Origin of the sequence: Streptomyces avidinii (assembly GCF_014650695.1) — a bacterium.
In the GTDB taxonomy this organism is placed as follows: domain Bacteria; phylum Actinomycetota; class Actinomycetes; order Streptomycetales; family Streptomycetaceae; genus Streptomyces; species Streptomyces avidinii.
The window spans coordinates 451,996-477,470 of sequence record NZ_BMVL01000007.1; the positions used below are offsets into that span (position 1 = coordinate 451,996).

The window sequence follows — 25,475 nt, forward strand, 5'->3', positions numbered from 1 at the left end:
CCGCTCCCGCTCCCGCTCCCGCTCCCGAAGGGAACCACGCCATGGCCTCATCGGCACGCGCCAGCCGCGCCCGGGCCCAGCTCACCCTCAAGGAGCCCCCGACCTCCGTCGGGGCCAAGCCCGGCGGGGTGCTCGCGAAGCTCGATCTCCAGTTCAACCCGTCGACCCTGCAGCTGGGCAAGACCACCGAGTGGCGGCGCTCCCCGTCCCGCATGGCCGGGCAGTCCGCGCTGCCCGAGTTCGTGGGCAGCGGTCCGCGCACCCTGAGCCTGGAGGTGTTCCTGGACGCGACCGCCACCCACGACAACTCGGTGGAGCAGGCGGTGGAGAAGCTGATGAAGGCGTGCGTGCCGACCCCGGCCAGCCTGGGCCGCAAGAAGCCGGCGAGCCCCTGGGTTCGCTTCGAGTGGGGCAGCGCGCGGACGACGTCGTTCGACGGGGTCCTGTCGAACCTCTCGGTGTCGTACACGCTCTTCGACGTGGACGGGAAGCCGCTGCGGGCCACCTGCTCGCTGTCCATCGAGGAGGCCAGTGTCGACCCGCCCGGCCAGAACCCGACCTCCGGCTCACGGACCGCCCGCAGCACGCACATCGTGGTGGCGGGCGACAGCCTGGCGATGCTCGCCTGGCGCGAGTACGGCGACGCGACGGCCTGGCGGGTCATCGCGGAGGCCAACGGCATAGACGACCCCATGGCACTCGTCCCCGGCACCGAGATCGTGGTGCCGGGCACGCAGGACCAGCACGGCGAGGAGGAGCAGCGGTGAGCGGGTCCGAGTCCGGGGGCCGGTCGTTCGCGGCCGACCCGATCGTGGAGGCCCCCGGCGAACTGCCGCCGACCTGGGCGGCACAACTGGTGAGCTGCGTGGTGGACGAGAACGTGGGCCTGCCGGACACGGCGGTCCTCACCTACCGCGACCCCGACCACGAGTTCCTGCGCGCCACCGGCATCACCATCGGCTCCCCGCTGCGGGTGTCGGTGGCGACCGTGAAGGGGCAGGCGCGGGAGCGGCTGTTCAACGGCGAGGTCACGGCCCTGGAGATCGACCGGGACCGCACCGGATCGTTCACCGTCGTCCGCGCCTACTCCAAGGCGCACCGCCTCCAGCGCGGCCGCAAGGTCGTGGCGTACCGGAACATGACGGCCGCCGCCATCGTCCGCAAAGTGGCCGCCGGAGCGGGCCTCGCCGTCGGGAAGGTGGAGGCCGCGCCGGTGACCTACAAGCAGCTGTCCCAGGCGAACGTCTCCGACTGGGACTTCCTGCAGTACCTCGCGGGCGAGAGCGGCGCACAGGTACGCGTCGACGACCAGGGGCTGCTCCAGTTCACCCGGCCCGTGAAGGCGGCCGGGGCGCCCGCCCCGTCGACGTCGGCCGTGCGCAATCCGATGGTCCTGGAGTACGGGAGGAACCTCCTCGCCCTGCGGGCCGCACTGTCGGCCGCCGACGGCTCCTCGACCGTGCAGGTGCGCGGGTGGGACGTGACCACCAAGCGGCCACTGGTCGCGCAGCAGCCTTCGGTGGTCAGCGACACGGTGGTGCCGGGCCTCAGCCCCGCGCTCGCCGCGCGCTTCGGCAAGTCGGCCGTGACCGTCACCGACACTCCGTACCGTACGCAGGCCGAGACCACGGCGGTCGCCAAGGCGGCGGCCGACCGGATCAGCTCCGGTTTCGGCGAGCTGGAGGCGGTGGCCGAGGGGAACCCGCTGCTGCGGGCGGGCAAGGCGGTGGCGCTCGGCAACGTGGGACAGGCGTTCTCCGGCCGGTACACGGCGACGGCGGTCCAGCACGTCCTGGAGCCGCACGGCGGCTACCGCACCACCGTGTGGGTCAGCTCCAGCCCGGACCGCTCCCTCGCCGGCCTGGTGACCGGCGCCAACGCGCCGGGGCGCGGTCCGCGCATCCCGGGACTCGCGATCGGTGTGGTGACGGACGTGCGCGAGCCGAACGGCTCCGAACGCGGCGCGGTGCGGCTGAAGTTCCCCTGGCTGGACGACACGTACGTCACCGACTGGGTGCGCACCGTCCAGTGGGGCGGCAAGGGCGGCGGCGGTGTGGTGAGCCCCGAGGTCAACGACGAGGTGCTCGTCGGGTTCGAGCAGGGCCTGCTCGACAGCCCGTACGTCATCGGCGGGCTCTACAACGGCGTGGACCAGCCCTCACCGCACGACGTGCCGCTGATCGACAAGACCAGCGGAAAGGTCAACCGCCGCTCTGTGGTTTCGCGTTCGGGCCACCGCGTGGAACTGCTGGACGCGGCGGCGCCCGGACCTTCCGGGCTGCGCCTGGTCACCGGGGACGAGCGGCTGGAGGTACGCATGGACGACCGCCGGGACCGCATCGAGCTCACCGTGTACGCGGGGCGGGGCCGCCCGCTGACCTCGGTCCTGCTGGACAAGAACGGCATCACGCTGGACGCCCGGCAGGGCACGGTGAAGGTGTCCGGCCGGCAGGTGGACATCGACGGCACCGCCGGGGTCAGCATCGGCGGCCGGTCGGTGAAGGTGAACGGCACCGCGGACGTCACCGTCAACGGCGGCCTGCTCGCCGTCCTCAAGGCCCGGCTCATCCGGATCAACTGAAGCTCCCGCGGCTCCCGTACGACGACCCCGTGCCCCGACCCCGTGCCCCGATCCCGTATCCCGTCCCCGCACCGCGACCCTGCACCGCGACCCCGCACCAGGACCGCCTTCCCCGAGGAGAACCCGATGCCAGCCGCAGCCCGTACCGGCGACCCCACCAACCACGGTGGCCGGCTCGCCACGCCGCCGCCCGGCGCCGCCGCGGCGGTGGCGACGGTGCTGATCGGCGGCCGTCCCGCCGCCGTCGTGGGCAGCCTGCACGTCTGCGTGGTCCCGCCGCACGCGGCCATGGGCCCGGCCAACGTGATCATGCCCAACCCGGCCGGCCTGGCCACCGGCACGGTGCTCATCGGCGGGCTGCCCGCCGCGCGGGCGCGCGACCAGACCGCATGCGGCGCGATGGTCCTGACCGGCGCCCAGAACGTCCTGATCGGCGGTATGTGATGAGCGAACGGTTCATCGGGCGCGGCTGGGCGTTCCCCCTGCGGGTCGGGCCGACCGGCGGCATCGCCATGGTCGAGCGGGAACGGGAGCTCGAAGAGGCCATCCGGCTGGTCCTGGGCACCGCTCCGGGCGAGCGGCCGATGCGGCCCGAATTCGGCTGCGGCATCCACGAGTACGTCTTCGCCCCCGGCGACGGCGACACCGCCGGGCGGGTCGCCCAGCAGGTGCGCGAGGCCCTGGAGCGCTGGGAGCCCAGGATCGCGGTGGACGAGGTCCTCGTGGCCTTCGACGCCGTGGAGGCGGGCACCCTCTACATCGATGTGCACTACACGGTGCGCACCACCAACGACCGGCGCAACCTGGTCTTCCCCTTCTACACGATCCCCTCCGAGGAGGGGGCCGAGGAAATGGTCGCGGACTGATGGCCCTGCCCTCCCCCAACCTGGACGACCGGCGGTTCCAGCAACTCGTCGACGAGGCGAAGCGGTACGTGCAGCAGCGCGCCCCGGAGTGGACCGACCACAACGTCTCCGACCCGGGCGTCACCCTGATCGAGACGTTCGCCTACCTCGTGGACCAGCTGCTGTACCGGCTGAACCGGGTCCCGGACAAGAACTACCTGGCGTTCCTGGACCTGTTGGACATCCAGCTGTATCCGCCCTCGGCGGCCGTGGCCGACGTCGACTTCTGGCTGTCGGCCCCGCAGCCCGACACGGTGACGCTGCCCGCGGGCACCGAGGTGACGACCGCCGCCGGCGAGACCGAGGAAGCCGTGGTGTTCGCGACCACCGGCGATCTGCGCATCGTGCCGAGCGAGTTGATGCGCCTGGTCACCGCGCCCCGCAGCGGGGACATGACCGACCGCACCGGCGAGCTCGCCGAGGGCCGCGACATCCCGTGCTTCCGGGCGACGCCCGAGCCCGGCGACGCCCTGCTGTTCGGCCTGCCGACGGCCGTGCCGCGCTGCGTGGTCGCGGTCCGTCTCGACAGCCGCGTCGAGGGCGTCGGTGTCGACCCGCGCCAGCCCCCGCTGGTGTGGGAGGCGTGGGACGGCGGTCGATGGCAGCGCTGCGAGACCGACTCGGACAGCACCGGCGGTCTCAACCGGCCCGGTGAGGTCATCGTGTACGTACCGGCCGGGCACACCGCGTCGCTGCTGAGCGGCACCCGCGCGGGCTGGCTGCGCTGCCGGGTCACCGAGCCGGAGCCCGGCCAGCCGTTCTACTCGGAGTCCCCGACCGTGCGCGAGGCCGCCGTCTTCACCGTCGGCGGCACGATGGCCGTGGAGCACGCCGAGCGCGTGACCGACGTACCGCTCGGCGCGTCGGAGGGGGTGGCGGGGCAGACCTTCCGGCTCGGCCGCCCGCCCGTGCTGCTCGACGGCGAACCGCCGGCGGTGGAGGTGTCCTCGGCCGAAGGATGGCAGCGCTGGGAGGTGGTGGAGCACTTCGGCCGCTCGGGTCCCGACGACCGGCACGTCCGCGTGAACGCCACCACCGGCGAGTTCGCGTTCCCGCCGGTACTGCGCGAGGCCGACGGCAGCCTGCGGGCCTGCGGCGCGGTGCCTCCCAAGGGCTCCCAGGTCCGCGTGGCCCGTTACCGCACCGGAGGCGGCCCCGCGGGCAACGTCTCGCGCGGCGCGATCTCCGTGCTGCGCAGCTCCGTCCCGTACGTCGCCCGGGTCATCAACCGGGAGGCGGCGCGCGGCGGCGTCGCCGGGGAGACGATCGACAACGCCAAGCTGCGGGCGCCGGAGACGCTGCGCATGCAGGAGCGTGCGGTGACCGCCGAGGACTACGAGATCATCGCCCGCCAGGCGGCGCCCTCGGTCCGCCGGGTCCGCTGCCTGCCCGCCGCGGACGGTTCCGGCGGCGCGGGCGCGGTACGGGTCCTGGTGGTGCCGGACGCGGTGGCCGACGAAGGCGACGACCGGCTCCGCTTCGAGCAGCTGATCCCCTCCGACCAGGTGCTCGCCGCGATCACCGGCACCCTCGACGAACGGCGGCTGATCGGCACGCGCCTCGTCGTGGAGCCGCCCGTCTACCAGGGCGTCACCGTCGTCGCCCGGTTGTCGGCACCCGCCGCGGACGCCGATCGGGTGCGCGAGGCGGCACTCGCCGCGCTGTTCCGCCACCTCAACCCCCTGCGCGGCGGGCCCGACGGCGCCGGCTGGCCGTTCGGGCGGCCCGTCCAGTACGGCGAGGTGTTCGGCGTACTGCAACGGGCCGTCGGAGACATCCTGGTGGAGGAGATCCGGATGTTCGCCGCCGACCCGATCACGGGGCGGCGCGGCGCCCCCGTCGACCGGATCGACATCGGTGCGGGCGCGCTGGTCTTCTCCTACCAGCACCAGGTGGTCGTGACGGAGCCGGAGACGGGGGTGCACGGATGAGCCGGGCCGCCGTCCCCGGCCTGCCGAGCCGGCATCCGATCGGCGGGCAACTGCCCGCGCTGTACGCCGACGACGACTTCGCCCAGCGGTTCACGGCGGGGCTGGACACCGTCCTCGCCCCGGTGTTCTCGACCCTCGACAACCTGCCCTCCTACTTCGACCCCCGGCTGGCCCCGGCCGATTTCCTGTCCTGGCTGGCCTCCTGGGTGGGCGGCATCGACGACCCCGGGTGGCCCACCGGGCTGCGGCGCGAGGCGGTGGCGCGGGCGGTGGAACTGCACCGCTGGCGCGGCACCCGGCGCGGCCTGACCGAGGCCCTGCGCCTGGTGCTGGGCGTGTCCGCCGAGGTCAGCGGGGACGGCGGGGCCGCCTGGTCCCGAACGGCCGGTGCCGAGCTGCCCGCCGCTCCGGCCGACGAGGTCCTGATCCGGGTGTGGCCGTACCGCGGGGCTGCGGTGGATGCGGACCGGGTCCGCGCGCTCGTGCGCACCCTGTGCCCCGTCCACACGGTCTGCCGGATCGAGGTCCTGTCCGGACCGCCTGCGGACGAAGGGAAGTGACAGCGGTGCGTGCGTGTCCCGTGTGCGGGTCGTCCAACGGCGCGACGGACGACTTCTGCGGCAACTGCGGCGCCTATCTGGGCTGGTCGGGCTCCGCCCCGGCGCGAAGCCCGGCCGCTCCGGAGGCCGGCGCCCCCGACCCGGCCGGCGCCCCCGACCCGGCCGACGACGCCCGACCCGCGGCGGAGCCGCCGGCCGCGCCCGCCGCAACCGGGTCGGCCCCACCTGCGCCCGGCAGGGCCGGGTCGGCCCCGGCTGCTCCCTCCCGTGCGGAGTCGGCCCCGTCCGCGGTCCCGTCCGCGACCCCCGCGGCGGAGCCGGCGGCTGCGCCCGCCGAGTCCGGCTCGGCCCGGCCTGCGCCCTCCGGGGCGGAGTCGGCCCTGCCCACGACGGCCGACGCAGATCGGCAGCAAGTGCGCCGCACCGCCGCGCCCGCCGGGGCGGAGCCCGGCCCGGCCGGGCCCGCCGCCACGGAATCGGCCCCGGCCGCGGCCCCCGGCCCGCCGGCGGGCCGGGAGGACCGGACCGGCCGTGGGGCGTCCGCGTCCGCGAGCGTGTCGCCGACACCGGCCGCACCCCCGGCACCCCCGGCACCCCCGGCGCGGCCGCCCGCCGCGCCGCCCGCCGCGCCCCGGGCCGCCGCGCCGCAGGCACCGGCGTCGCCGCAGCCCGTCCGGCCCGCGAAGGCGGCCCGGCCGCGCCCGGTCGTGCGTACCGCCGCGGTGAGCGACGACGTGTCCGGCGTGCCGTGCCCCGCCTGCGGCACGCCCAACCCGCCGGACCGCCGGTTCTGCCGCCGCTGCGCGGCCCCGCTGACGCCCACCACCGCACCGGCGCCCCTGCCGTGGTGGCGGACGATGTGGCCGTTCCGCCGCCGCACGCGCGCCGGTTCCGGCCGGGCGGCGCGCTTCCTGGTGGTCCTGGCCGTCGTACTGGCGCTCTGCGCGGGCGGCTTCCTGCTGCTGCCGGCCGGACGCCACCTGATCGAGGACACCCTGGACAAACTCGGCAAGGCCAAGGCGGTGACCGCCACCCGCGTCGAGGCGAGCGCCGAGGTGCCCGGGCATCCGGTGGGCGACAGCACGGACGGACTCAGCAACCGCTACTGGGGCGCGCCCGGCCCCGGCGCCTCGGTGACGTACACCTTCGCCAAGCCGTTCCGCCTGGTCGACGTGATCATCACCAATGGCGCCTCGTCGACGCCCGAGGAGTACGCGCGGCAGGCGCGGGCGCTCCAGATCGACATGGAGGTGACCTCGAAGGACGGCCGGACGGTCCGCAGGAAGCTCGCCCTGAGCGACAAGCCCGGTCCCCAGACCTTCCCCACCGGCATCAGCGACGCCACGACGATCCGGCTGACCCTGGAGGCACCCGCCGGAGCCGCACCGGAACGCCATCTCGCCCTGGCCGAAGTGGAGTTCTTCCAGCGGAGCTGACGGCCCCCGGGCGGGGCCGCGCCGGAGTAGCGTGTCCGGGTGGAGACGCACGTACGGCTGGAGCCCTGGTCGGCCGGGGACTTCTGGCTGCTGGAGCGCGAGAACGAGCCCGCCATGACCGAGTTCCTGGGCGGTCCCGAGCCGGCCGCGAAGCTCCTCGACCGGCAGCGGCGCTACGAGGCCCTGAGCGCGCGGGAGCCCGCCGCGGGGCGGATGTTCCGCGTCGTGTGGACCGAACGCGAGGAGAGCGTCGGGTCCGTCGGCTTCTGGGAGCGGGAGTGGCGGGGCGAGCAGGTCTACGAGACCGGCTGGGGCATCCTGCCCGAGTTCCAGGGCCAGGGCCTGGCCGTGGCCGCGCTGACCGAGCTCCTGGCCCACGTCCGCGAACACGGCTCCCGCGACAGCGTCCACGCCTTCCCCGGTACCGACCACCCGGCGTGCAACGCGGTGTGCCGGCGTGCCGGGTTCGAGTACCTGGGCGACGTCGACTTCGAGTACCCGCCGGGGGTGCCCCACCCGAGCTGCGACTGGCGCTACCGGGTGGGGCGGCCGCAGGCCCCGGTCACTCCGGTCGTTCCGGTCGTTCCGGTCACACCGTCAGGATGATCCGGCCGCGGACCCCCGGGGTCCCCAGGTGGGCGTGGGCCTTCGCGACCTCCGCGAGCGGGAAGGTCTCCGCGACCCGGAGGTTCAGCACGCCCGCGTCGACCAGGGCCACCAGCCGGGCCAGGTGCGGCCCGTCCGCCGCGACCTCCTGCTCCTCGACGCGGATGCCGCGCTCCGCGGCGGGGGCGTGGTTCGGGATCAGGCCGACGTAGACCCCGCCGTCGCGTACGAAGCCCAGCGCGGCCGCGCCCAGTACGGCCGCGTCCAGGACCCCGTCCACGGGCCCGGCCGGAGCCCCGCCGCGCGGGACGAAGTCGGCGGCGCCCAGGGACCGTACGAGCTCCTCGTCCCCCTCGCCCGCGAGGGCCGTCACCACCAGGCCGGCCCGTGCGGCGAGCTGGACGGCCAGGCCGCCGACGACGCCCGCGGCGCCGGTGATCAGCACCGAGGAGCCGGGGGCGAGCCCCAGCAGGTCCACCGCGCGGGCGGCGGTGAGGCCGCCCAGCGGGAGCCCGGCCGCGGCCACGGCGTCCACGGTGGTCGGCGCGGCCGCCACGGCGGTGGCGTCGAGCACCGCGTACTGCGCGTGCGTGCCGAGCGGCTTCACCGTCCCGTGGTGCAGGCCCACGACCCGGTCTCCGGTCTTCCAGCCCGTCACGCCGGCGCCGACCTCGTCGATCTCGCCGGCGAGCTCCCAGCCGAGGCCGAGCCGCTGTCCCGCGCCGCCGAAGACCCCGGCGCGGACCGCGCCGTCCACCGGGTTCAGCCCGGCGGCGGCGACCCTGACGCGGAGCTGTCCGGCGGCGGGGCGCGGGACGGGGACCTCGGCCAGTGCGACCTCCTCCGGGCCGCCGAATTCGCTCACCACGGCCGCCGGCATCGTCTGCTCGCTCATTTCCGTCTCTCCCGTTCGAGTGTTCGTCTGTTCGTTCGTTCCTGGTGAGCACTAACCTAGGGAGAGTTACTCTCTTTCCGTAAGTACGCACTCCAAGGTGCGTACCCGACCCGGAAGTGGGGCACCCATGGCCACCAGCACCGCCGCGGCCCGCCGCGAGGAAGCCCGAGCCGCCTACGACGCGTTCCTGAGGGAGTGCCCCACCGGCCAACTCCTGGCCCGCATCAGCGACAAGTGGGTCGGCCTCATCGTCAGCGCCCTCGGCCAGGCCGAGGACCGCTCCATGCGCTACAGCGACCTCGGCCGCAAGATCCCCGGCGTCAGCCAGAAGATGCTCACCCAGACCCTCCGCTCCCTCGAACGCGACGGTCTCGTCACCCGCACCGTCACCCCCACCGTCCCCGCCCGCGTCGACTACCGGCTCACCGACCTCGGCAGCAGCCTCGGCTGCCTCCTGGCCTCCGTGAAGCTCTGGGCCGAGAACCACTTCGACGAGGTCAGCAGCCATCGCGACACCTACGACCGGGCCACCGCGACCTCGTAAATTCAGCCGCGACCGATGCCCCGGCAGTGGCATGCTGACAGGGTGAACGGACCCGGCATTCAGCTCACCCTCGCCCCTGAACTGCGCCTCTTCGCCCCGCCCAGCCGGCGCGCCGACCGCGTACCGACCGCGACCGACGGCGCCTCCAGCCTCGGCCACGTCGTCGAATCGGCCGGCGTCCCGCTCACCGAGGTCGGTCGCCTCCTCGTCGACGGCCGCGAGGTACCCGTCTCCTACGTTCCCCAGGACGGCCAGAACGTCGAGGTGTTCAGCGTCGAGCGGCCCCAACAGGTGCCCGGCGCCCCGCTCCGCTTCCTCCTCGACGTCCACCTCGGCACCCTCGCCCGCCGCCTGCGCCTGCTCGGCGTCGACGCCGCCTACGAGAACGAGGACATCGGCGACCCGGCCCTCGCCACCCGCTCCGCCGCCGAGCGGCGCGTCCTGCTCTCGCGCGACCGCGGCCTGCTGCGCCGCCGCGAGCTGTTCGCCGGCGCGTACGTCTACAGCGACAACCCGGACGAGCAACTGCGTGATGTTCTCGGCCGGTTCGCACCCGCCCTCGCCCCGTGGACGCGCTGCACCGCCTGCAACGGCCCGCTCCAAGAGGCCGACAAGGAGAGCGTCGGCGACCGCCTGGAACAGGGCACGCACCGCTCCTACGACGTCTTCGCGCAGTGCGCGGCGTGCGAGCGCGTCTACTGGCGCGGCGCCCACCACGCCCGCCTGGAGCGGATCGTCGACGAGGCCCTCGTGGAGTTCGGCACCGCCTAGAAGGCGTACGCGTCGCCCGTGTCCAGCGCCAGCACCACGTGCTCGTTGTTGGTGTGGTTCCGGTCGATCGCACCGCCGTCCCACCACGTGTCGACCCGCACAGCCACCTCCGGGGCCCGCTCCCGCAGTTCGAGCCGCAGCGCGATGTGCCGGCCCCGCCCGTGCAGCGGCAACGGCCCCGTCTCGCACACCACCTCGCGCGAACCCGCCCGTGCGCAGCCCTCCGCCAGCTGCTGCCGGTCCGCGAGCTCGGCCGACAGCCGCACCCGCAGCGTCGCGTTCGGCACCGCGGCGGGCCCGTCGTTCTCCGGGACCAGCCAGATCCGCAGCCGTGCCCCGGACAGGGCCACCCGGCCGTGGTAGGCCACATCGGCCTCAGGGCCGTCCCCCGGCGATGCCTGCGCCGCCCCGGGGACACCCGCACCCAGCGCCAGCAAACCCGCCACCACCACACTTCGTACGGCACCACGGCGCACCGACACCACCTCCTCGCGCGGAGGCTAGCCAGCCGCGCCCCGGGCCGGTCGGACCATCACACGAACGAGGGCGCGCCCACCCCCATCTGCGTGCGCGCCCTCGGGCCGCGCCGGCGCCGGGCCGGGCCTCGACGCGCACGCCCGCGCGGCTCCTGGGCCCCGCCTATGCTGGCGGGTAATCGCCCGTACGAACGACCGAGGAGCCCGCACATGAGCACGGCCGCCACCCGAACCGCCGTAGTCACCGGCGCGAGCAGCGGCATCGGCGCGGCCACCGCCCGGCAGCTCGCCGCAGCCGGCTACCACGTCGTCCTCACCGCCCGCCGCAAGGACCGCATCGAGGCCCTCGCCGCCGAGCTGACCGGGGCCGGCCACCGGGCCACCGCATACGCCCTCGACGTCACCGACCGCACCGCCGTCGACGCCTTCGCGGCCTCCCTCGACCGCTGTGACGTCCTCGTCAACAACGCGGGCGGCGCCATCGGAGCCGAGCCCGTCGCCACCGGCGACCCCGCCGACTGGCGCACGATGTACGAGGTCAACGTCATCGGCACGCTCCACGTCACCCAGGCCCTGCTCCCCGCCCTCACCGCCTCCGGCGACGGCACGGTCGTGGTCCTGTCCTCCACCGCCGGCCACTCCACGTACGAGGGCGGAGCAGGCTACGTCGCCGCCAAGAACGGCGCCCGCGTCCTCGCGGAGACCCTGCGCCTGGAGATCGTCGGCCAGCCCGTCCGCGTCATCGAGATCGCCCCGGGCATGGTCAAGACCGAGGAGTTCGCCAAGACCCGGTTCCGCGGCGACGCGGAGAAGGCGGAGAAGGTCTACGCGGGCGTCGCCCAGCCGCTGTCGGCCGACGACGTGGCCGACACCATCACCTGGGCGGTCACCCGCCCCAGCCACGTCAACATCGACCTCCTGGTGGTCCGCCCCCGCGCCCAGGCCTCGAACACGAAGGTCCACCGCGAGCTCTAGGGTGCCGGGCGCCGCGGGCCCGGCAAGATCCGAAGGAAACGACCTAGAGGACTCCCGCCGCCTTCAGGTGCGGCATGAGGGCCGCCGGCTTCAGCCCGGCGGCCCTCGCCGCGTCCAGGGCCCGCCGGAGGTCCGCCGCCAGCGTCGGCGTGAAGTGCAGCAGCACGATGTCCCCGGCCTCCAGCCGCGGCGTGAGCGGGGTCCCGCCCCAGGTGGTGAAGTCGTGCGTCCAGGTGATCAGCGCCTTCACCCCGCACGCCTTGGCCGCGAGTCGCACGTCGTCGTTCACCGCCCCGTACGGCGGCCGCAGCAGCTTCGGCGTCCGCCCGAAGGCGGCCCGGAGCTGCTCCCCGGCCCCGCACACCTCGGCGTCCTTGCCGGCGGCGTCGAGGGTCGTCAGGTCCGGGTGGTTGACGGTGTGGTTCTCGACGGTGGCCCTCCCCTCCTCCGCGAGCCGGGTGAAGTACCCGGTGTCGTACGAGGTCGCCCCCGGCAGCAGGAAGAGCGCGGCCGGCACCCGCTCCTCCAGCAGGATCCGGGCCGCCGCCGCATCGTGGCTCCAGCCGTCGTCGATGGTGAAGAAGACGACCCGCTCCCCGGTCGGCACGTGCGACACGACGGGCGGCAGCCCCGCCTTCGCCTGCGCGGATCCGGCGGCCCCGAGGGCGAGTGACAACGACGCGAGCGCGGCGACAAGCACGCGGGATCTCCACATGCCGCACACCTTGGTCTAGACCAACTCGCAGCGTCAATACCCCGGTCGGGAGTTCCTTCCGGCGTAGGCGCGGGCCCCCCACCACGCTGCTCCCCACCCCACCCCACCCCACCGCACCGGCCGGGCCGGGATCAGACCTCCACGAGGTCCTTCACACCGAGCTTGTCCCGGGCGAACGCGAGGTTGCGGACCACCCGGTCCCGCTCCGCCGGAGGCAGCTTGTCCCCCGCGAGCAGCCGTTGCCCGCACTGCGCCGACTCCTCGTACGCCCCGATCCAGTAGGCGGCGACCGCCAGTTCGTCCAGGGCCCGCCACTCGTACCAGTCGAACTCGACGAACAGGATGTCGCTCGGGTACGGGATCTGCGCCGCCGCCCGCGCGAACAGGTGCGCCAGCGGCCAGCGCTGCCCCTCGACCCGGCACAGGCGCGCGAGGTCGCCCAGAGCCTCCGCACGCTGGGGGCGGCTCTCGTGCGCACCCAGGTAGCGGTCCATCACCTCGGCGTGCGGCCGGCCGAGGCTCGCCGCGAGCCGTGCGGCGTAGAGGCGGGCGCAGAAGACCTCCTCGGCGAAGCCGCCCATGCCCGCCCGGCGGTCGTAGGCGGCCAGGGCCTTCTCCGGCTCTCCCGCGTCGCGCCAGCTCTGGGCGAGGTAGAAGACGTAGCGGGCGTTGTCGGGTTCCTCGGCCAGACCCGCTTCGAGGACGGCGGCGTCGTGCAGGTACTTCTTCCGCTGGCCGTCCCGCACCAGGCGGGCACCGCCGCCCACCGAGAGGATGTGGGCGCCCGTCAGCGTCCCCATGCCGTAGGGGCCCCCGCAGTCGATGTACTCGTGCAGGACGCCGACGTAGCGCCAGGGAAGCCGCGTGGAGACCAGCGCCGGACGCCAGTGGACGAGGGGGCCGTCGTGCAGCGCCACCCGGTAGGCGTCCTCCGTCAGCTCCGGCATGCGGAAGCCCGGCTCCACCTCCATCAGGTCGTCGGCGTCGATGAAGAGCAGGTAGTCCGCGTCCGCGCGAGCGAGGTCGATCGCCTCGCTGCGGCTCTTGTCGAAGCCCCTGAACGGGCTCTCGTGCAGGGTTCCGGGCAGATCGCCGAGGACCTCCCGGATCACGTCCTGGGTGCCGTCCGTCGAGCCGGTGTCCAGGATGACCCAGCGGTCGATCAGCGGCCGCACGGATTCGAGACAGCGGCGGATGACCGGCGCCTCGTCCTTGACGATCATGTTCAGGCAGACTTTTGCTTTCACAGCCCGTCCAACCGAGGTGAGTGCCGACAGGGGAAGGCGGCCTACGGTTTGCGCTGCAGGAGCGCGACGGTCAGCCCGCTCAGCCGCTCCGTCCCGTAGGTCGTGTACTGCGCGCGCAGGGCCCGGGCCTGCTCCGCGGGGACCGGCTCCAGGGGATCCGGACCGGTTCCGGGGACGACCACCCAGATGCGGCTCTCGCCCCGCAGGCACCGGGCCGGCTGCGTGCAGTGCACCGGGTACAACTCGTCGTTCTCGGCCGCCGACCTGGCGAGGAAGACCTCCCTCAGCTCCAGATCCCGCCCGAGGTAGTAACGGACCCCGCGGTCGAGCATCCACGGCGCTCCTCGGACGTACACCACCCCGTCGCCCGGCCGGTGGTACTTCTCGATGGTCCGCGCCGCCCCCGCGTAGTCCGCCCCGTGGGGGACGTCGTGCTCGAACGGCTCCCGCATCCTGCGCTGGTCGGGCAGGAGGAGCAGCGAGAGCACCGCCAGGACCACGGCGGCGACGCGCCAGGACCGGGCGGCTGCGGCGAGCCCGGCTCCCGCCAGTACCGCCCAGCACGGCACGGTGAACATGACGTACTGGAAGCGGAAGTAGGAGACCTCGCCGTGGGAGGCCGCCCACAGCACCAGCGGGGGCACCACGACCAGTGCGACGCACGGCAGCAGGACCTCGCGGCGTTCCCTTCCCGCGAGCGCGGCCAGCGCGACCACCGCTCCGGCGCACAGGCTCGACGCGAACATCTGGGGCCAGATGCCGACGAGGGCCCACAGGTCCGGCTGCGGCATCCAGAAGAGCTGGCGGGACGCCTGCGACCGGCCGAGCAGGATCACCGGCAGGGCGCAGGCGGCGCCGGCCGCGGCCGACGGCAGGAAGCCCCACAGGACCCGGCGTTCGTGGCGCGCGCGCAGGAGCACCGCCGCCAGGTGGCCCGCCACGACCGTGAGCGCCACGAGGTGCAGCAGGCCGACGACGGCCAGGCACGCGCCGTACCCGGCCCAGCGGGCCGGGCTCAGGGGCCTGTCGAACGCCCGGAGCAGCAGGAGCGTGGCCACGGTGGCGGCCAGGACCACGAGGGCGTAGCCACGGGCCTCCTGGCCGTAGCGGCTCACCACGGGGACGACGGCGAAGAGCATTCCCCCGTACAGGCCGGCCCGCTCGCCGAAGAGCCGTCGGCCGATCAGGGCGACGACCGCGGCCGTGGCACCCATCGCCAGCGCCGAGGGCATCCGCAGGCTGGTGTGCGAGTCCCCGAAGACGGCCGTCCACCCGTGCATCAGCAGGTAGTACGTGCCGTGCACCGCATCGACGTGGTGCAGCATCGCCAGGATCCGGTCTGTGCTCCGTCCGGCGACGTCCCACGTGACGATCTCGTCGGTGCCCAGCAGCGGACCGCGGATCCCGGTGAGCGTGCACGCCAGAGCGGCCAGCGCCGGCCACAGCCACAGCCACAGGCCGAAGGACGCTCCGGGGAGCTGTCGCCTCGCTGTCCCCGGCCCGGTCTCCGTGTCCCGCGCCGGTCGGATAAGAGTCGTCACGCAGACAGTGATAGCTGCGACGCGGGGGCGCCGACGGGTCGCCACGAACGGACGGGGGACCCTTTCGCCTGATCAGCCCCGCTCCCCGATCGGGCCACGACGCATGGGCCAATGTGTTGATATGCCTGCGCGCCTGCCTCGGGATACCGGGCGCCGCCCGAATGCTGCCGGTGCAGGATCAACCCCCATCGGTTCCACGAGGAGCAATGCAATGAGTCCCGAGAATTGGGCGCCGTCGCGTCTGGGCCCGCTGCCCCGGCAGGGCAAGTGGCGGGTCGGCAGCGCGGTGGCATCCCTGGCCGTCGTGATGCTCGGCTATACGACTCCCGCACTGGCGGTCGCCGACGGACCTCAACCGTCCGGCGCCGCTCCGGCCTCCGCGATGGGCGGGGACAAGTGCAAGGCGGACCACGACGACTGGGAGGAGGACGAGGAGGAGGACTGGGAGGAGGACGAGGATCCCGAGGTCAAGGGCTCCGGCGGGGGCCACGAGGACCAGTGCAAGGGTGCGACCGGACCGACCGGACCGACGGGCCCGACCGGACCGACGGGCGCCACGGGCGCGACGGGAGCGACGGGAGCGACCGGGGCCACGGGAGCGACCGGCCCGTGCGTCGACATCTCCACCTCGTGGGACGAGCGAGAGGTCAAGTACAAGGCCGTCCTCGCCCCGGACGGCATCGCCTGGGCGGGCGTGTACGACTTCAACGCGCCCAACCCGACCGTACCGGCCTACACCTGGTACGACCTCACCACCGGCGCGACGGACTATCCGGCCGACCCGTGCGGCATCACGATCGCCGAGACGGCGAACAGGGTCATCGTCGAGGTGCTCACCACGGCCGGAGCGGTCTGGGAGACGGAGTGCCCGGTGGACCGGGGTGAGCCGGACCTGCTGAACTGCCCCGACCCCGTCGTCTGGACACCCGCGAACCCGCAGCCCGGGGCGCTCATGCGCAAGCACGGCAGCCCGCAGCTGAAGCCCGGCATCGGCGCTGCCCCGGTCGACAAGGGCCTCTCGAAGAGCTCCGCGCGGCCCTGACCCGGCCGGGATCCCACGCCCGCGCCGTGCCCGGAACCTTCCGGGCACGGCACGCGTGTGCAGGTCCGCGTACGGGCCTCAGCCCTTGACGCAGATGACCTGCTTGAGCTTGGCGACGACCTGCACCAGGTCGGTCTGCTGGTCGATGACCTGCTCGATGGACTTGTAGGCACCCGGGATCTCGTCCACGACGCCCGAGTCCTTGCGGCACTCCACGCCCTTGGTCTGCTCCACCAGGTCCCGCGCCGAGAACCGCTTCTTCGCCGCCGTCCGGCTCATCTTCCGGCCCGCGCCGTGCGAGGCCGAGTTGAAGGACTTCTCGTTGCCGAGCCCCTTCACGATGTACGAGCCCGTGCCCATGGATCCCGGGATGATCCCGTAGTCACCGCTGCCGGCCCGGATCGCGCCCTTGCGCGTGACCAGCAGGTCCATGCCGTCGTACCGCTCCTCCGCGACGTAGTTGTGGTGGCAGCTGATCTCGCGGTCGAAGGAGACCTTCGCCTTCCGGAACTCCTTGCGGACGACCTCCTTGAACAGGCTCATCATGGCCGCGCGGTTGAACTTCGCGTACTCCTGGGCCCAGAAGAGGTCGTTGCGGTACGCCGCCATCTCGGACGTGGCCGCGAGGAAGACCGCGAGGTCCCGGTCGACCAGGTTCTGGTTGTGGTCGAGCCCCCGGGCCACCTCGATGTGGTGTGCCGCGAGCTCGTTGCCGATGTTCCGGGAGCCGGAGTGCAGCATCAGCCACACCGAGCCCGACTCGTCGAGACAGAACTCGATGAAGTGGTTGCCGCTTCCGAGCGTTCCGATCTGCTTCAAGGCACGCTCATGACGGAACTTGACCGAGTCGGTGAGGTAGTCGAAACGGCTCCAGAGGTCCTCGTACCCCTCCACCGAGAAGCCGTACAGCCGCGACGGGTCCACGGCCTCCTTGTGGAGACCCGTCCCCACCGGAATCGCCCGCTCGATCTTCGACCGCAGCACCGACAGGTCCCCGGGCAGGTCGTTCGCCGTCAGGGACGTCTTCACCGCCGACATGCCGCAGCCGATGTCCACGCCCACCGCCGCCGGGCAGACCGCGTCCTTCATGGCGATCACCGACCCGACGGTGGCCCCCTTGCCGTAGTGGACGTCAGGCATGACGGCCAGACCCTTGATCCAGGGGAGGGTGGCGACGTTGCGCAGCTGCTGCATCGCGCCGTCCTCGACCGACGCCGGGTCGGTCCACATCCGGATCGGGACCTTCGCCCCGGGCACCTCTACGTACGACATAAGGAATCAATCCCCCGAAAACCAAAGAAAAGTCAGAAAGCGCAAAAGCCTCGCTCTTGATCCCAAATACGACAGAGGACCGGCGCCGGCACCAGCGTGTGCGATAGACATTGTGTCCAGCCGTGCCCGAGTCACGGCAACGCATTTTCCTGACCGTCGGGGGCCCGCCGGTCGAAGGGAGCCAGTGGACGTGCAGCTCAAGGCGGTACGGCGGCGAGTCCTGCCGGGCATCGCGATGCTCACCGCGCTCGCGGCCGGAGCGGCCGGCCTGACCGGGTGCACCGGCGGGAGCGGCGGCGGGGGCACCAGCGACTCCAAGGCCGGCGGGAGCGCCGCCGTGCCCGCCCAACCGGGGAAGTACCGCAGTCTGCCCGCGCCCTGCAAGGCCGTCGCCGACAGCAAGAAGCTCAAGGGCATGCTCCCGGCCGGCGACAGCCTCACCCAGGAGCAGCGCGACCAGATGTACACCGGCGTCGCGGACGCCTCGTACGACGGCGACCGGCACGTCGGCTGCCGCTGGACCGGGCAGAGCCCCGAGGAGACCCGGCTGCTGTCGGTCCGCTTCGAGCGCGTGGTCTCCTACGACCGGACCGCCACCAGCGACGACGACAAGGCCAAGCAGGTCTACGTCCGTCGGCTCACCGACGCGAAGCTGCCCTTCCCCGGCCCGACCGGGAGCCCGGCCGCGAGCCCGACCCCGGCGGCTCCCGCCCCCGCGCCGCCGGCTTCGCCCACGCCCGCCGGCGGGGCGCCGTCGTCCCCCGCTGCGAGCCCCTCCGCCCCGGTCGAGCTCGGATCCCGCGTCCTGGAGGGCCTCGGCAGCGACGCCTTCCTGGAGGACAAGCTCAGCCCCGCCGGGGCCAGCGCCGCGCAGTCGCGCACCGTGCGGATTGTGTTCCGCACCTCGAATGTCATCGTCACCATCGAGCACAGCGTGCAGCCCGCACTGCCCGGCACGGTCCCGCCGAGCACCGAAACCCAGGACAGGACACGGCAGTTGGCCCAGGCCCTGGCCGAGCGTTTCAGCGAGTAGTGGTGCGCGCCACGCCCCGGGGTGACGGCGCGCACAGCAGCCTGCCACCCGGTCGGGCTACCGTTGCCCGGGTCCCGCGTCCGAAGAACGACCGACAAACGTACTGAAGGAACCATGCACCGATCAGCCTCGCGCCTCACCCGCGTTCTCGCCTGCGCAGCCGTCCCGGTGATCCTCACCGTCGCCGGATGTTCGTCCGACTCGGGCAAGGAGTCGGGCTCGAACGGCAGCAAGAAGTCCGGTTCGTCCTCCTCCGCCAAGCCCAACCCGAAGTCCTCCAAGACCCTGGCGAAGGCGACCTTCGCCACCCTCCCGGACCCGTGCAAGGCGCTCCAGCCGGGGACGATAGACACGCTCGTCCCGGAGGTGAAGGACAAGAACGGCCTCGCTGCCAAGTCGAACGACCTGAAGAGCCGTGCCGGGTGCTCCTGGAACGGTCTGGACGAGGACGGTCTGAAGGGCTCGCAGTACCGCTGGCTCTCCCTCTCCTACTCCCGCTCCGACTCGGACGCCACGCTCGGCGACGCCAACAAGCGCGCCGAGGAGCAGTACAACAAGCAGGTCGAGACGGCGAAGGCCACCGAGGGCGCGCAGGACCCGAAGGTCGCGGCCGCCGAGGGGGTCGGCGAACAGGCGACGTCGGTCGTCTACACGGTGAAGAAGGACGTCGACTCCTTCAACACGACGGTCGTGGCGCGCATCCAGAACGTGGTGATCACGCTCGACTACAACGGTGCCGCGTACGAGGGGGCCGGCGCGCCGGACCACGCGAAGCTGCTCCAGGACGCGATCACCGCGGCCAAGGAGGCCGTGGCCTCGGTGGACACCGCGAACAAGGCCCCGGCGGAGCAGCCGGCGTCCCCGCAGCCCGAGTAGGAGCGGTCGCGGGGCGGGGCCTCCTTGGGCGCTGACATCCGGTCACCCGTACGCTGTGCCTGCTGCAGCTCGGTAAAGGCGCGGTAAGTGCCCCGCACGCAGCACCAGCACTCTGCGCTCGGTATGTGCTCGACAAGGGGAGGGGATCGCGGGTGGCCGCGATGCAACTGACTCGTACGCACCGGATACTCATAGGCGTCGTGGTCGCGGGCGCCGTGGTCATCGCGGGGATCGGGTTCGCGGGCTCGTACTCCGCGGTGCGTGCCCTCGCCCTGCAGAAGGGCTTCGGCAGCTTCTCGCTGGTGTTCCCGATCGGCATCGACGCGGGCATCTGCGTCCTGCTCGCGCTGGACCTGCTGCTGACGTGGCTCCGGATCCCCTTCCCGCTCCTGCGTCAGACGGCCTGGCTGCTGACAGCCGCGACGATCGCCTTCAACGGCGCGGCCTCCTGGCCGGACCCGCTGGGTGTCGGGATGCACGCCGTGATCCCGATACTGTTCGTGGTGACGGTGGAGGCCGCCCGGCACGCGGTGGGCCGGATCGCGGACATCACCGCGGACCGGCACATGGAGGGCGTGCGCATCACGCGGTGGCTGCTGTCGCCGATACCCACCTTCAAGCTGTGGCGCCGGATGAAGCTGTGGGAGCTGCGCTCCTACGAGCAGGCGGTCGGCATGGAGCAGGACCGGCTGATCTACCAGGCCCGCCTGCAGGCGCGGTACGGGCGCTCGTGGCGGCGCAAGGCCCCGGTGGAGGCGCTGATGCCGCTGAAGCTGGCGAAGATCGGCGTGCCGCTCGCGCAGACCACCCCGGACGCGCTGGCGGCGACGGGCATCGAGCCGGCGGTGCTGCCGCCGGTGGAGCAGCAGCTCGGCCAGCAGCCGACCCCGGCCGCCCTGGCGGCCGCGCCCGGGCAGACGGCCGAGCAGCAGCAGGTCCAGCAGCCGCAGCAGCAGCAGGCCCAACAGGCCCAGGCCCAGGCCCAACAGCAGCCGGAGAACCAGGCCGGCGCCGCGCACCAGGCCGCGCCGCCGTTCGCGGTGGACCCCACGGCCATGCCCGCGGCCCACAACAGCGCCTGGTTCGCAGCGCCGCTGGCCCCGCAGGCGGCGTACGAGGGCGGCTACAACCCCCAGTACGTGGAGGGCCTGGAGCCGACTCCGGTCCTGCCCCCGATGGGCCCGGACGAGGAGCGGCCGACGCAGCAGGAGGTCCTGGTTCCGGCCCAGCGCGAGGAGGACGGCCCCGAGACCCCGGACGAGGCCGAGTTCGCCGAGGCGGCGTACAAGGTGTTCTGCGCGCTGGTCCAGGAGACGCAGGACTACCCGTCCGCCGAGGTTCTCGACATAACGCTCTCGGACCGCTTCGGCGTGACGCACCCGCGCAGCGGTTCGCTCCTGCGCCGGATGATCCCGTCGTTCCGGCAGCAGCACCACAAGGACCGGGAGGCCGAGCCCGCGTAGCGGCAGGCCCCGTCCCGAAGTACCGCCATGCGGAAGGGCCCGCACCCCGAGGGGTGCGGGCCCTTCCGCATGCTTCCTACGGGCTCAGACGGCGAGCAGCTTGCGCACGCGGTCGGCGCCCACCGCCAGCAGCAGCGTGGGCAGTCGCGGCCCGGTCTCGCGCGTCACCAGGAGCCGGTACAGCAGTGCGAAGAACGTCCGCTGCGCGACCTTGAGTTCCGGCGTCGGCTTGGCGTCGGGCTCCAGTCCGGCCATGACCTTCGGGACGCCGTAGACGAGCGTGGTCAGCCCGTCCAGGGACCAGTGCGAGTCGAGCCCTTCGAGCAGCAGCCGCAGCGACTCGCGGCCCTCGTCGTCCAGGGACGACAGCAGCTCGGCGTCGGCCTCCTCGCGTACGAGGGTCCGCTGGTCGGCCGGGACCTGGGTGGTGATCCAGTTCTCGGCACGATCCAGGCGCGGCCGTACCTCGTCGAGGGAGGTGAGCGGCTGCGACGGGTCGAGGTCCGTCAGGATCCGCAGGGTCTGCTCGTCGTGGCCGGCCGTGATGTCGACGACGGACGCGAGCGTCCGGTACGGCAGCGGCCGCGGGGTGCGCGGCAGCTCGGCGGCCGCGGTGCGCACGGCGCGGGTGTGCGCGGCGGCGTCGGCGGGCAGGACGGAGCCGTCGGCGACCTTGGCCTCCAGCTTGTCCCACTCGTCGTAGAGCCGCTGGATCTCCTGGTCGAAGGCGATCTTGAAGGACTGGTTGGGACGGCGGCGGGCGTACAGCCAGCGCAGCAGCTGCGGCTCCATGATCTTCAGCGCGTCGGCCGGGGTCGGGACCCCGCCCTTGCTGGAGGACATCTTCGCCATGCCGCTGATGCCGACGAACGCGTACATCGGTCCGATCGGCTGCTCGCCGCCGAAGATGTGCACGATCTGGCCGCCGACCTGGAAGGACGAGCCGGGCGAGGAGTGGTCGACGCCGGAGGGCTCGAAGATCACGCCCTCGTAGGCCCAGCGCATCGGCCAGTCGACCTTCCAGACCAGCTTGCCGCGGTTGAACTCGCTGAGCTTGACCGTCTCGGTGAACTCGTCCTCGGTGCAGACGTAGGTCATCTCGGTGGTCTCGTCGTCGTACGAGGTGACCTTGGTGAAGTCCTTGCCGCACTCGCCGCAGTACGGCTTGTACGGGAAGTAGCCGCCCTCGCCGGTGCTGCCGTCGTCCTCGGCGGCCGCGCCGGAGCCCTCGGCGGCCTCCAGCTCGGCCTCGTCGGCCTGCTTCTGCTGGGGCTTCTTGCCGCCCGGCTTCTGCTTGGTGCGGTACTGGTCGAGGACGGCGTCGATGTCGCCGCGGTGCTTCATGGCGTGCAGCACCTGCTCGCGGTACACGCCGGAGGTGTACTGCTCGGTCTGGCTGATCGGGTCGTACTCGACGCCCAGCTCGTCCAGGGCACCGATCAGGGCGGCCTTGAAGTGCTCGGCCCAGGTGGCGTACGGGGATCCGGCCGGAGCGGGGACGGAGGTCAGGGGGCGGCCGATGTACTGGCCGTAGGTCTCCTCGTCCACCCCAGGGATGCCCTTGGGCACCTTGCGGTAGCGGTCGTAGTCGTCCCAGGAGATCAGGTGCCTGACCTCGATGCCCCGGCGGCGAATCTCGTCCGCGACCAGGTGCGGGGTCATGACCTCGCGGAGGTTGCCCAGGTGGATCGGGCCGGAAGGCGAGATTCCGGACGCGACGACGACAGGTTTGCCGGGTGCTCGGCGCTCCGCCTCGGCGATGACCTCGTCCGCGAAACGGGAGACCCAGTCGGTCTCGGTGCTGCTCTGAGCCACGACACGTCCTTCTACTCGAATGCTGGCTTCAGCCATTCTCCCAGACGGATCGGGCCGCTCCGGGGTTGCTCCACGGCCCCATATCCAGAAGAACCGGCAGCGGCCGCGTGGGATACTCGGCACTTGTCGGAACAACCAAGTGCACCCACCGGCACAACCTCACAGGAACGGCAGCTCATGGCCTCGGTCCCTTCCCTCGCTTCTTCCGTCAATCAGCGCGTCGCGGACGCCCTCGCCTCCGCGCTGCCGGAGGCCGGTGCCACCGACCCGCTGCTGCGACGAAGCGACCGGGCCGACTTCCAGGCCAACGGCATCCTGGCTCTCGCGAAGAAGGCCAAGGCCAACCCGCGCGAGCTGGCGACGACCGTGGTCGAGGGCATCCCGACCGGTGACCTGATCCAGGAGATCGAGGTCTCCGGACCCGGCTTCCTCAACATCACCATCACCGACCGGGCGATCATCGAGACCCTCGCCGCACGGGCCGGCGACGACCGCCTCGGCGTCCCGCTCGCGGAGAACCCGGGCACCACGGTGATCGACTACGCCCAGCCGAACGTCGCCAAGGAGATGCACGTCGGGCACCTGCGCTCCGCCGTCATCGGCGCGGCGATGGTGGAGATCCTGGAGTTCACGGGCGAGAAGGTGGTCCGCCGCCACCACATCGGCGACTGGGGCACCCAGTTCGGCATGCTCATCCAGTACCTGCTGGAGCACCCGCACGAGCTGGACCACAAGTCGGACGAGGAGGTCTCCGGCGAGGAGGCCATGTCCAACCTGAACCGCCTCTACAAGGCCTCGCGCGCGCTCTTCGACTCCGACGAGGAGTTCAAGACGCGGGCCCGGGCCCGGGTGGTGGACCTCCAGGCCGGCGACCCGGAGACCCTTTCCCTGTGGCAGCGGTTCGTCGACGAGTCGAAGATCTACTTCTACTCCGTCTTCAACAAGCTGGACATGGACATCCAGGACCCCGACGTGGTCGGCGAGTCCGGCTACAACGACATGCTCGTGGAGACCTGCAAGCTGCTGGAGGAGTCGGGCGTCGCCGTCCGCTCCAACGGCGCGCTCTGCGTCTTCTTCGACGACGTCAAGGGCCCGGACGGCAACCCGACCCCGCTGATCGTGCAGAAGTCGGACGGCGGCTTCGGCTACGCGGCGACCGACCTGTCGGCGATCCGCGACCGGGTGGGCAACCTCGGCGCGACCGAGCTGATCTACGTGGTCGACGCGCGGCAGTCCCTGCACTTCAAGATGGTCTTCGAAACGGCGCGCCGGGCGGGCTGGCTGAACGACGAGGTCAAGGCCGTGCAGCTGGCCTTCGGCACGGTGCTCGGCAAGGACGGCAAGCCGTTCAAGACCCGTGAGGGCGAGACGGTCCGACTGGTGGACCTGCTGGACGAGGCCGTCGAGCGGGCGACGGCCGTCGTGCGCGAGAAGGCCGAGAAGGTGGGCCTGACCGAGGCGGAGATCGTCGAGAACGGCCAGTACGTCGGCATCGGCGCGGTGAAGTACGCCGACCTGTCGACCTCGGCGGCGCGCGACTACAAGTTCGACCTGGACCAGATGGTCTCGCTGAACGGCGACACCTCGGTGTACCTGCAGTACGCGTACGCCCGGATCAGGTCCATCATGCGCAACGCGGGCAACCGCAAGCCGGTCGCGCACCCGGAGCTGGAGCTGGCCCCGGCCGAGCGCGCGCTGGGCCTGCACCTGGACCACTTCGGCGAGCTGATCGCCGAGGCGGCCGCGGACCACGCCCCGCACAAGCTGGCCGCGTACCTCTACCAGCTGTCCTCGCTGTACACGACGTTCTACGACCAGTGCCCGGTCGTGAAGCCGGAGCCGGAGCTCGTCGTGGGCGAGAACCGCCTGTTCCTGTGCGACCTGACGGCCCGCACGCTGTCGAAGGGCATGTCCCTCCTGGGCATCCGCACCCCCGAGAAGCTCTGACCTCCTCGCCCGTTCCACCCGATGGCCCCCGGCGCATCCGCCCCGGGGGCCATCGCGTTCCCGTCAGCCGAGGATGCGCCGTACGGGCTGTCCGGTGACCCGGGCGATCGTCTCGAAGTCGGCGTCCTGGTGCAGGACGGTCAGCCTGTGCTGCTGCGCGATGACCGCCACGAGCAGGTCCACGGGGCTCGCGCACTGGTGCACACCGGCGTCCGCCAACTGCCGCTGGAGGGCTTCCGTCTCCGCCCACACCGCATCGCGTGCGGCCCAGTAGGGGAACACGGCACGGAGCAGGTCATCGGCCTCGTAGTAGGCGGGCCGACCGCCGACCGCTCGCAGGAACTCCTGCCGGACCGGCTCGCACAACCCCACGCGTCCGGACTCGACCAGTCGGTCCCACTCCGATCCGGCCTGACGCCGGTAGAAGCGCACCAGTGCGCTCGTATCGATGAGGAAGTCCTCGCTCACGCGGCCGACTGCCCCTTGCCGTCGGCCGGACCGTCGGTGTCACCGTGCCCGATCGCCCCGAAGTCGATCTCGCCCTCGTCGACCATCTGCCGCATCCGCTCGATGGCCGCCGCCCGGCGCCTGCGGTCCGCGACCTCGCGGAGTGCGGCGTTGACGGTGTCCTTCTTCGTGGTGGTGCCGAGGAGCTGCGCGGCTTCGGCCAGCGCGTCGTCGTCGAGGTCGATCACCGTTCTGGACATGGCCGCCTCCCGAGCATCGCCGTATATACGATTCGGGAAAAGGATATCAACGGCGTGTCGGCCACACCAAGGTTCCATCCGACGCCCCCCGGAGCATCCATCCCGGGGGCCATCGCGTTCCCCGGCCGCGGCCAGCC

At 72.6% G+C, this 25,475-nt stretch carries 25 protein-coding genes; 16 read left to right on the forward strand and 9 right to left on the reverse strand.

Annotated elements, in window-relative coordinates; all coding sequences use genetic code 11:
- The first annotated feature begins 41 nt into the window (after positions 1-41).
- The 8 genes from IE257_RS21275 (at position 42) to IE257_RS21310 (ending at position 8,019) form a co-directional block, all read left to right on the forward strand.
- Positions 42-767, forward strand: coding sequence for a CIS tube protein (locus tag IE257_RS21275; protein ID WP_189970867.1), 726 nt, complete (start codon positions 42-44; stop codon positions 765-767).
- Entirely contained in the window at positions 764-2,581 is a 1,818-nt protein-coding gene (locus IE257_RS21280) for a VgrG-related protein (RefSeq protein ID WP_189970869.1), read from the forward strand. Before IE257_RS21275 ends, IE257_RS21280 begins: the two co-directional genes overlap by 4 nt.
- A gap of 126 nt (positions 2,582-2,707) precedes the next feature.
- Entirely contained in the window at positions 2,708-3,025 is a 318-nt protein-coding gene (locus IE257_RS21285) for a PAAR domain-containing protein (protein WP_189970871.1), read from the forward strand.
- On the forward strand, positions 3,025-3,447 hold the full coding sequence (locus IE257_RS21290; protein WP_189970873.1) for a GPW/gp25 family protein: 423 nt from the start codon (positions 3,025-3,027) through the stop codon (positions 3,445-3,447). Before IE257_RS21285 ends, IE257_RS21290 begins: the two co-directional genes overlap by 1 nt.
- Positions 3,447-5,417: a putative baseplate assembly protein gene (locus IE257_RS21295; protein WP_189970875.1), complete on the forward strand. Its 1,971-nt coding sequence runs from the start codon at positions 3,447-3,449 to the stop codon at positions 5,415-5,417. The genes IE257_RS21290 and IE257_RS21295 overlap by 1 nt, the downstream gene beginning before the upstream one ends.
- On the forward strand, positions 5,414-5,977 hold the full coding sequence (locus IE257_RS21300) for a phage tail protein (protein WP_189970876.1): 564 nt from the start codon (positions 5,414-5,416) through the stop codon (positions 5,975-5,977). Before IE257_RS21295 ends, IE257_RS21300 begins: the two co-directional genes overlap by 4 nt.
- Before the next feature lie 5 nt (positions 5,978-5,982).
- A complete protein-coding gene (locus IE257_RS38505; RefSeq protein ID WP_229920550.1) occupies positions 5,983-7,413 on the forward strand; it encodes an NADase-type glycan-binding domain-containing protein in 1,431 nt (476 codons plus the stop codon).
- Between the two features lie 39 nt (positions 7,414-7,452).
- Positions 7,453-8,019, forward strand: a complete 567-nt coding sequence (locus tag IE257_RS21310; protein ID WP_189970878.1) for a GNAT family N-acetyltransferase — start codon at positions 7,453-7,455, stop codon at positions 8,017-8,019.
- Here IE257_RS21310 and IE257_RS21315 read toward each other — a convergent pair.
- Positions 8,003-8,899: an NADP-dependent oxidoreductase gene (locus IE257_RS21315; protein ID WP_189971053.1), complete on the reverse strand. Its 897-nt coding sequence runs from the start codon at positions 8,897-8,899 to the stop codon at positions 8,003-8,005. The genes IE257_RS21310 and IE257_RS21315 overlap by 17 nt on opposite strands.
- A gap of 142 nt (positions 8,900-9,041) precedes the next feature.
- Here IE257_RS21315 and IE257_RS21320 point away from each other — a divergent pair, with 142 nt between their 5' ends.
- A complete protein-coding gene (locus IE257_RS21320; protein WP_189970880.1) occupies positions 9,042-9,458 on the forward strand; it encodes a winged helix-turn-helix transcriptional regulator in 417 nt (138 codons plus the stop codon).
- Between the two features lie 42 nt (positions 9,459-9,500).
- On the forward strand, positions 9,501-10,229 hold the full coding sequence (locus tag IE257_RS21325; protein ID WP_189970882.1) for a Mut7-C RNAse domain-containing protein: 729 nt from the start codon (positions 9,501-9,503) through the stop codon (positions 10,227-10,229).
- On the opposite strand, the gene IE257_RS21330 is transcribed toward IE257_RS21325, so the two are convergent.
- The gene (locus IE257_RS21330) at positions 10,226-10,705 is read right to left on the reverse strand and encodes a hypothetical protein (protein WP_308278985.1); all 480 of its coding nucleotides are present in this window, start codon (positions 10,703-10,705) and stop codon (positions 10,226-10,228) included. The two genes, IE257_RS21325 and IE257_RS21330, sit on opposite strands and share 4 nt — an antisense overlap.
- Before the next feature lie 210 nt (positions 10,706-10,915).
- Here IE257_RS21330 and IE257_RS21335 point away from each other — a divergent pair, with 210 nt between their 5' ends.
- Positions 10,916-11,680, forward strand: coding sequence for an SDR family NAD(P)-dependent oxidoreductase (locus IE257_RS21335; RefSeq protein ID WP_189970887.1), 765 nt, complete (start codon positions 10,916-10,918; stop codon positions 11,678-11,680).
- 43 nt (positions 11,681-11,723) lie between these two features.
- Here IE257_RS21335 and IE257_RS21340 read toward each other — a convergent pair whose 3' ends face one another.
- The 3 genes from IE257_RS21340 to IE257_RS21350 form a co-directional block, all read right to left on the reverse strand.
- Positions 11,724-12,395 carry a polysaccharide deacetylase family protein gene (locus IE257_RS21340; protein WP_189970889.1) on the reverse strand — a complete coding sequence of 224 codons (672 nt, stop codon included), beginning with the start codon at positions 12,393-12,395 and terminating at the stop codon, positions 11,724-11,726.
- A gap of 131 nt (positions 12,396-12,526) precedes the next feature.
- Positions 12,527-13,618, reverse strand: coding sequence for a glycosyltransferase (locus tag IE257_RS21345; RefSeq protein ID WP_189970891.1), 1,092 nt, complete (start codon positions 13,616-13,618; stop codon positions 12,527-12,529).
- 65 nt (positions 13,619-13,683) lie between these two features.
- Entirely contained in the window at positions 13,684-15,183 is a 1,500-nt protein-coding gene (locus IE257_RS21350; protein ID WP_189970893.1) for a glycosyltransferase family 39 protein, read from the reverse strand.
- 211 nt (positions 15,184-15,394) lie between these two features.
- Here IE257_RS21350 and IE257_RS21355 point away from each other — a divergent pair, with 211 nt between their 5' ends.
- The gene (locus tag IE257_RS21355; protein WP_189971063.1) at positions 15,395-16,225 is read left to right on the forward strand and encodes a hypothetical protein; all 831 of its coding nucleotides are present in this window, start codon (positions 15,395-15,397) and stop codon (positions 16,223-16,225) included.
- 78 nt (positions 16,226-16,303) lie between these two features.
- Here IE257_RS21355 and IE257_RS21360 read toward each other — a convergent pair whose 3' ends face one another.
- Positions 16,304-17,497 carry an RtcB family protein gene (locus IE257_RS21360; RefSeq protein WP_189970895.1) on the reverse strand — a complete coding sequence of 398 codons (1,194 nt, stop codon included), beginning with the start codon at positions 17,495-17,497 and terminating at the stop codon, positions 16,304-16,306.
- 190 nt (positions 17,498-17,687) lie between these two features.
- On the opposite strand from IE257_RS21360, the gene IE257_RS21365 reads away from it, so the two are divergent.
- From IE257_RS21365 to IE257_RS21375, 3 genes are all read left to right on the forward strand, one after another.
- On the forward strand, positions 17,688-18,530 hold the full coding sequence (locus IE257_RS21365) for a DUF3558 domain-containing protein (protein ID WP_229920551.1): 843 nt from the start codon (positions 17,688-17,690) through the stop codon (positions 18,528-18,530).
- A gap of 114 nt (positions 18,531-18,644) precedes the next feature.
- Positions 18,645-19,406, forward strand: a complete 762-nt coding sequence (locus IE257_RS21370) for a DUF3558 family protein (protein ID WP_189970897.1) — start codon at positions 18,645-18,647, stop codon at positions 19,404-19,406.
- A 152-nt stretch (positions 19,407-19,558) separates the two neighbouring features.
- Positions 19,559-20,869 (forward strand): DUF2637 domain-containing protein, encoded by a 1,311-nt coding sequence (locus IE257_RS21375; protein WP_189970899.1) that lies wholly within the window; start codon positions 19,559-19,561, stop codon positions 20,867-20,869.
- Between the two features lie 84 nt (positions 20,870-20,953).
- Here the strand turns inward: IE257_RS21375 and lysS are convergent, their stop codons facing one another.
- Positions 20,954-22,720, reverse strand: coding sequence for a lysine--tRNA ligase (gene lysS, locus IE257_RS21380; RefSeq protein WP_189970901.1), 1,767 nt, complete (start codon positions 22,718-22,720; stop codon positions 20,954-20,956).
- 141 nt (positions 22,721-22,861) lie between these two features.
- Here lysS and argS point away from each other — a divergent pair, with 141 nt between their 5' ends.
- Positions 22,862-24,631, forward strand: coding sequence for an arginine--tRNA ligase (argS, locus tag IE257_RS21385; RefSeq protein WP_189970904.1), 1,770 nt, complete (start codon positions 22,862-22,864; stop codon positions 24,629-24,631).
- A 63-nt stretch (positions 24,632-24,694) separates the two neighbouring features.
- Here argS and IE257_RS21390 read toward each other — a convergent pair whose 3' ends face one another.
- Both IE257_RS21390 and IE257_RS21395 read right to left on the reverse strand, forming a co-directional pair.
- Entirely contained in the window at positions 24,695-25,099 is a 405-nt protein-coding gene (locus tag IE257_RS21390; protein ID WP_189970906.1) for a PIN domain nuclease, read from the reverse strand.
- Positions 25,096-25,338, reverse strand: coding sequence for a type II toxin-antitoxin system VapB family antitoxin (locus IE257_RS21395; protein ID WP_189970908.1), 243 nt, complete (start codon positions 25,336-25,338; stop codon positions 25,096-25,098). The genes IE257_RS21390 and IE257_RS21395 overlap by 4 nt, the downstream gene beginning before the upstream one ends.
- Between the last annotated feature and the right edge of the window lie 137 nt (positions 25,339-25,475).

Excerpts from the sequence above, each read along its gene's own strand:
- IE257_RS21340 (WP_189970889.1), bottom strand. The coding sequence starts at position 12,395 with ATGTGGAGATCCCGCGTGCTTGTCGCCGCGCTCGCGTCGTTGTCACTC.
- IE257_RS21360 (WP_189970895.1), bottom strand. The coding sequence starts at position 17,497 with ATGTCGTACGTAGAGGTGCCCGGGGCGAAGGTCCCGATCCGGATGTGG.
- IE257_RS21320 (WP_189970880.1), top strand. The coding sequence starts at position 9,042 with ATGGCCACCAGCACCGCCGCGGCCCGCCGCGAGGAAGCCCGAGCCGCC.
- IE257_RS21335 (WP_189970887.1), top strand. The coding sequence starts at position 10,916 with ATGAGCACGGCCGCCACCCGAACCGCCGTAGTCACCGGCGCGAGCAGC.
- IE257_RS21300 (WP_189970876.1), top strand. The coding sequence starts at position 5,414 with ATGAGCCGGGCCGCCGTCCCCGGCCTGCCGAGCCGGCATCCGATCGGC.
- IE257_RS21295 (WP_189970875.1), top strand. The coding sequence starts at position 3,447 with ATGGCCCTGCCCTCCCCCAACCTGGACGACCGGCGGTTCCAGCAACTC.
- IE257_RS21290 (WP_189970873.1), top strand. The coding sequence starts at position 3,025 with ATGAGCGAACGGTTCATCGGGCGCGGCTGGGCGTTCCCCCTGCGGGTC.
- IE257_RS21345 (WP_189970891.1), bottom strand. The coding sequence starts at position 13,618 with ATGATCGTCAAGGACGAGGCGCCGGTCATCCGCCGCTGTCTCGAATCC.
- IE257_RS21275 (WP_189970867.1), top strand. The coding sequence starts at position 42 with ATGGCCTCATCGGCACGCGCCAGCCGCGCCCGGGCCCAGCTCACCCTC.
- lysS (WP_189970901.1), bottom strand. The coding sequence starts at position 22,720 with ATGGCTGAAGCCAGCATTCGAGTAGAAGGACGTGTCGTGGCTCAGAGC.
- argS (WP_189970904.1), top strand. The coding sequence starts at position 22,862 with ATGGCCTCGGTCCCTTCCCTCGCTTCTTCCGTCAATCAGCGCGTCGCG.
- IE257_RS21355 (WP_189971063.1), top strand. The coding sequence starts at position 15,395 with ATGAGTCCCGAGAATTGGGCGCCGTCGCGTCTGGGCCCGCTGCCCCGG.
- IE257_RS21370 (WP_189970897.1), top strand. The coding sequence starts at position 18,645 with ATGCACCGATCAGCCTCGCGCCTCACCCGCGTTCTCGCCTGCGCAGCC.
- IE257_RS21285 (WP_189970871.1), top strand. The coding sequence starts at position 2,708 with ATGCCAGCCGCAGCCCGTACCGGCGACCCCACCAACCACGGTGGCCGG.
- IE257_RS21395 (WP_189970908.1), bottom strand. The coding sequence starts at position 25,338 with ATGTCCAGAACGGTGATCGACCTCGACGACGACGCGCTGGCCGAAGCC.
- IE257_RS21315 (WP_189971053.1), bottom strand. The coding sequence starts at position 8,899 with ATGCCGGCGGCCGTGGTGAGCGAATTCGGCGGCCCGGAGGAGGTCGCA.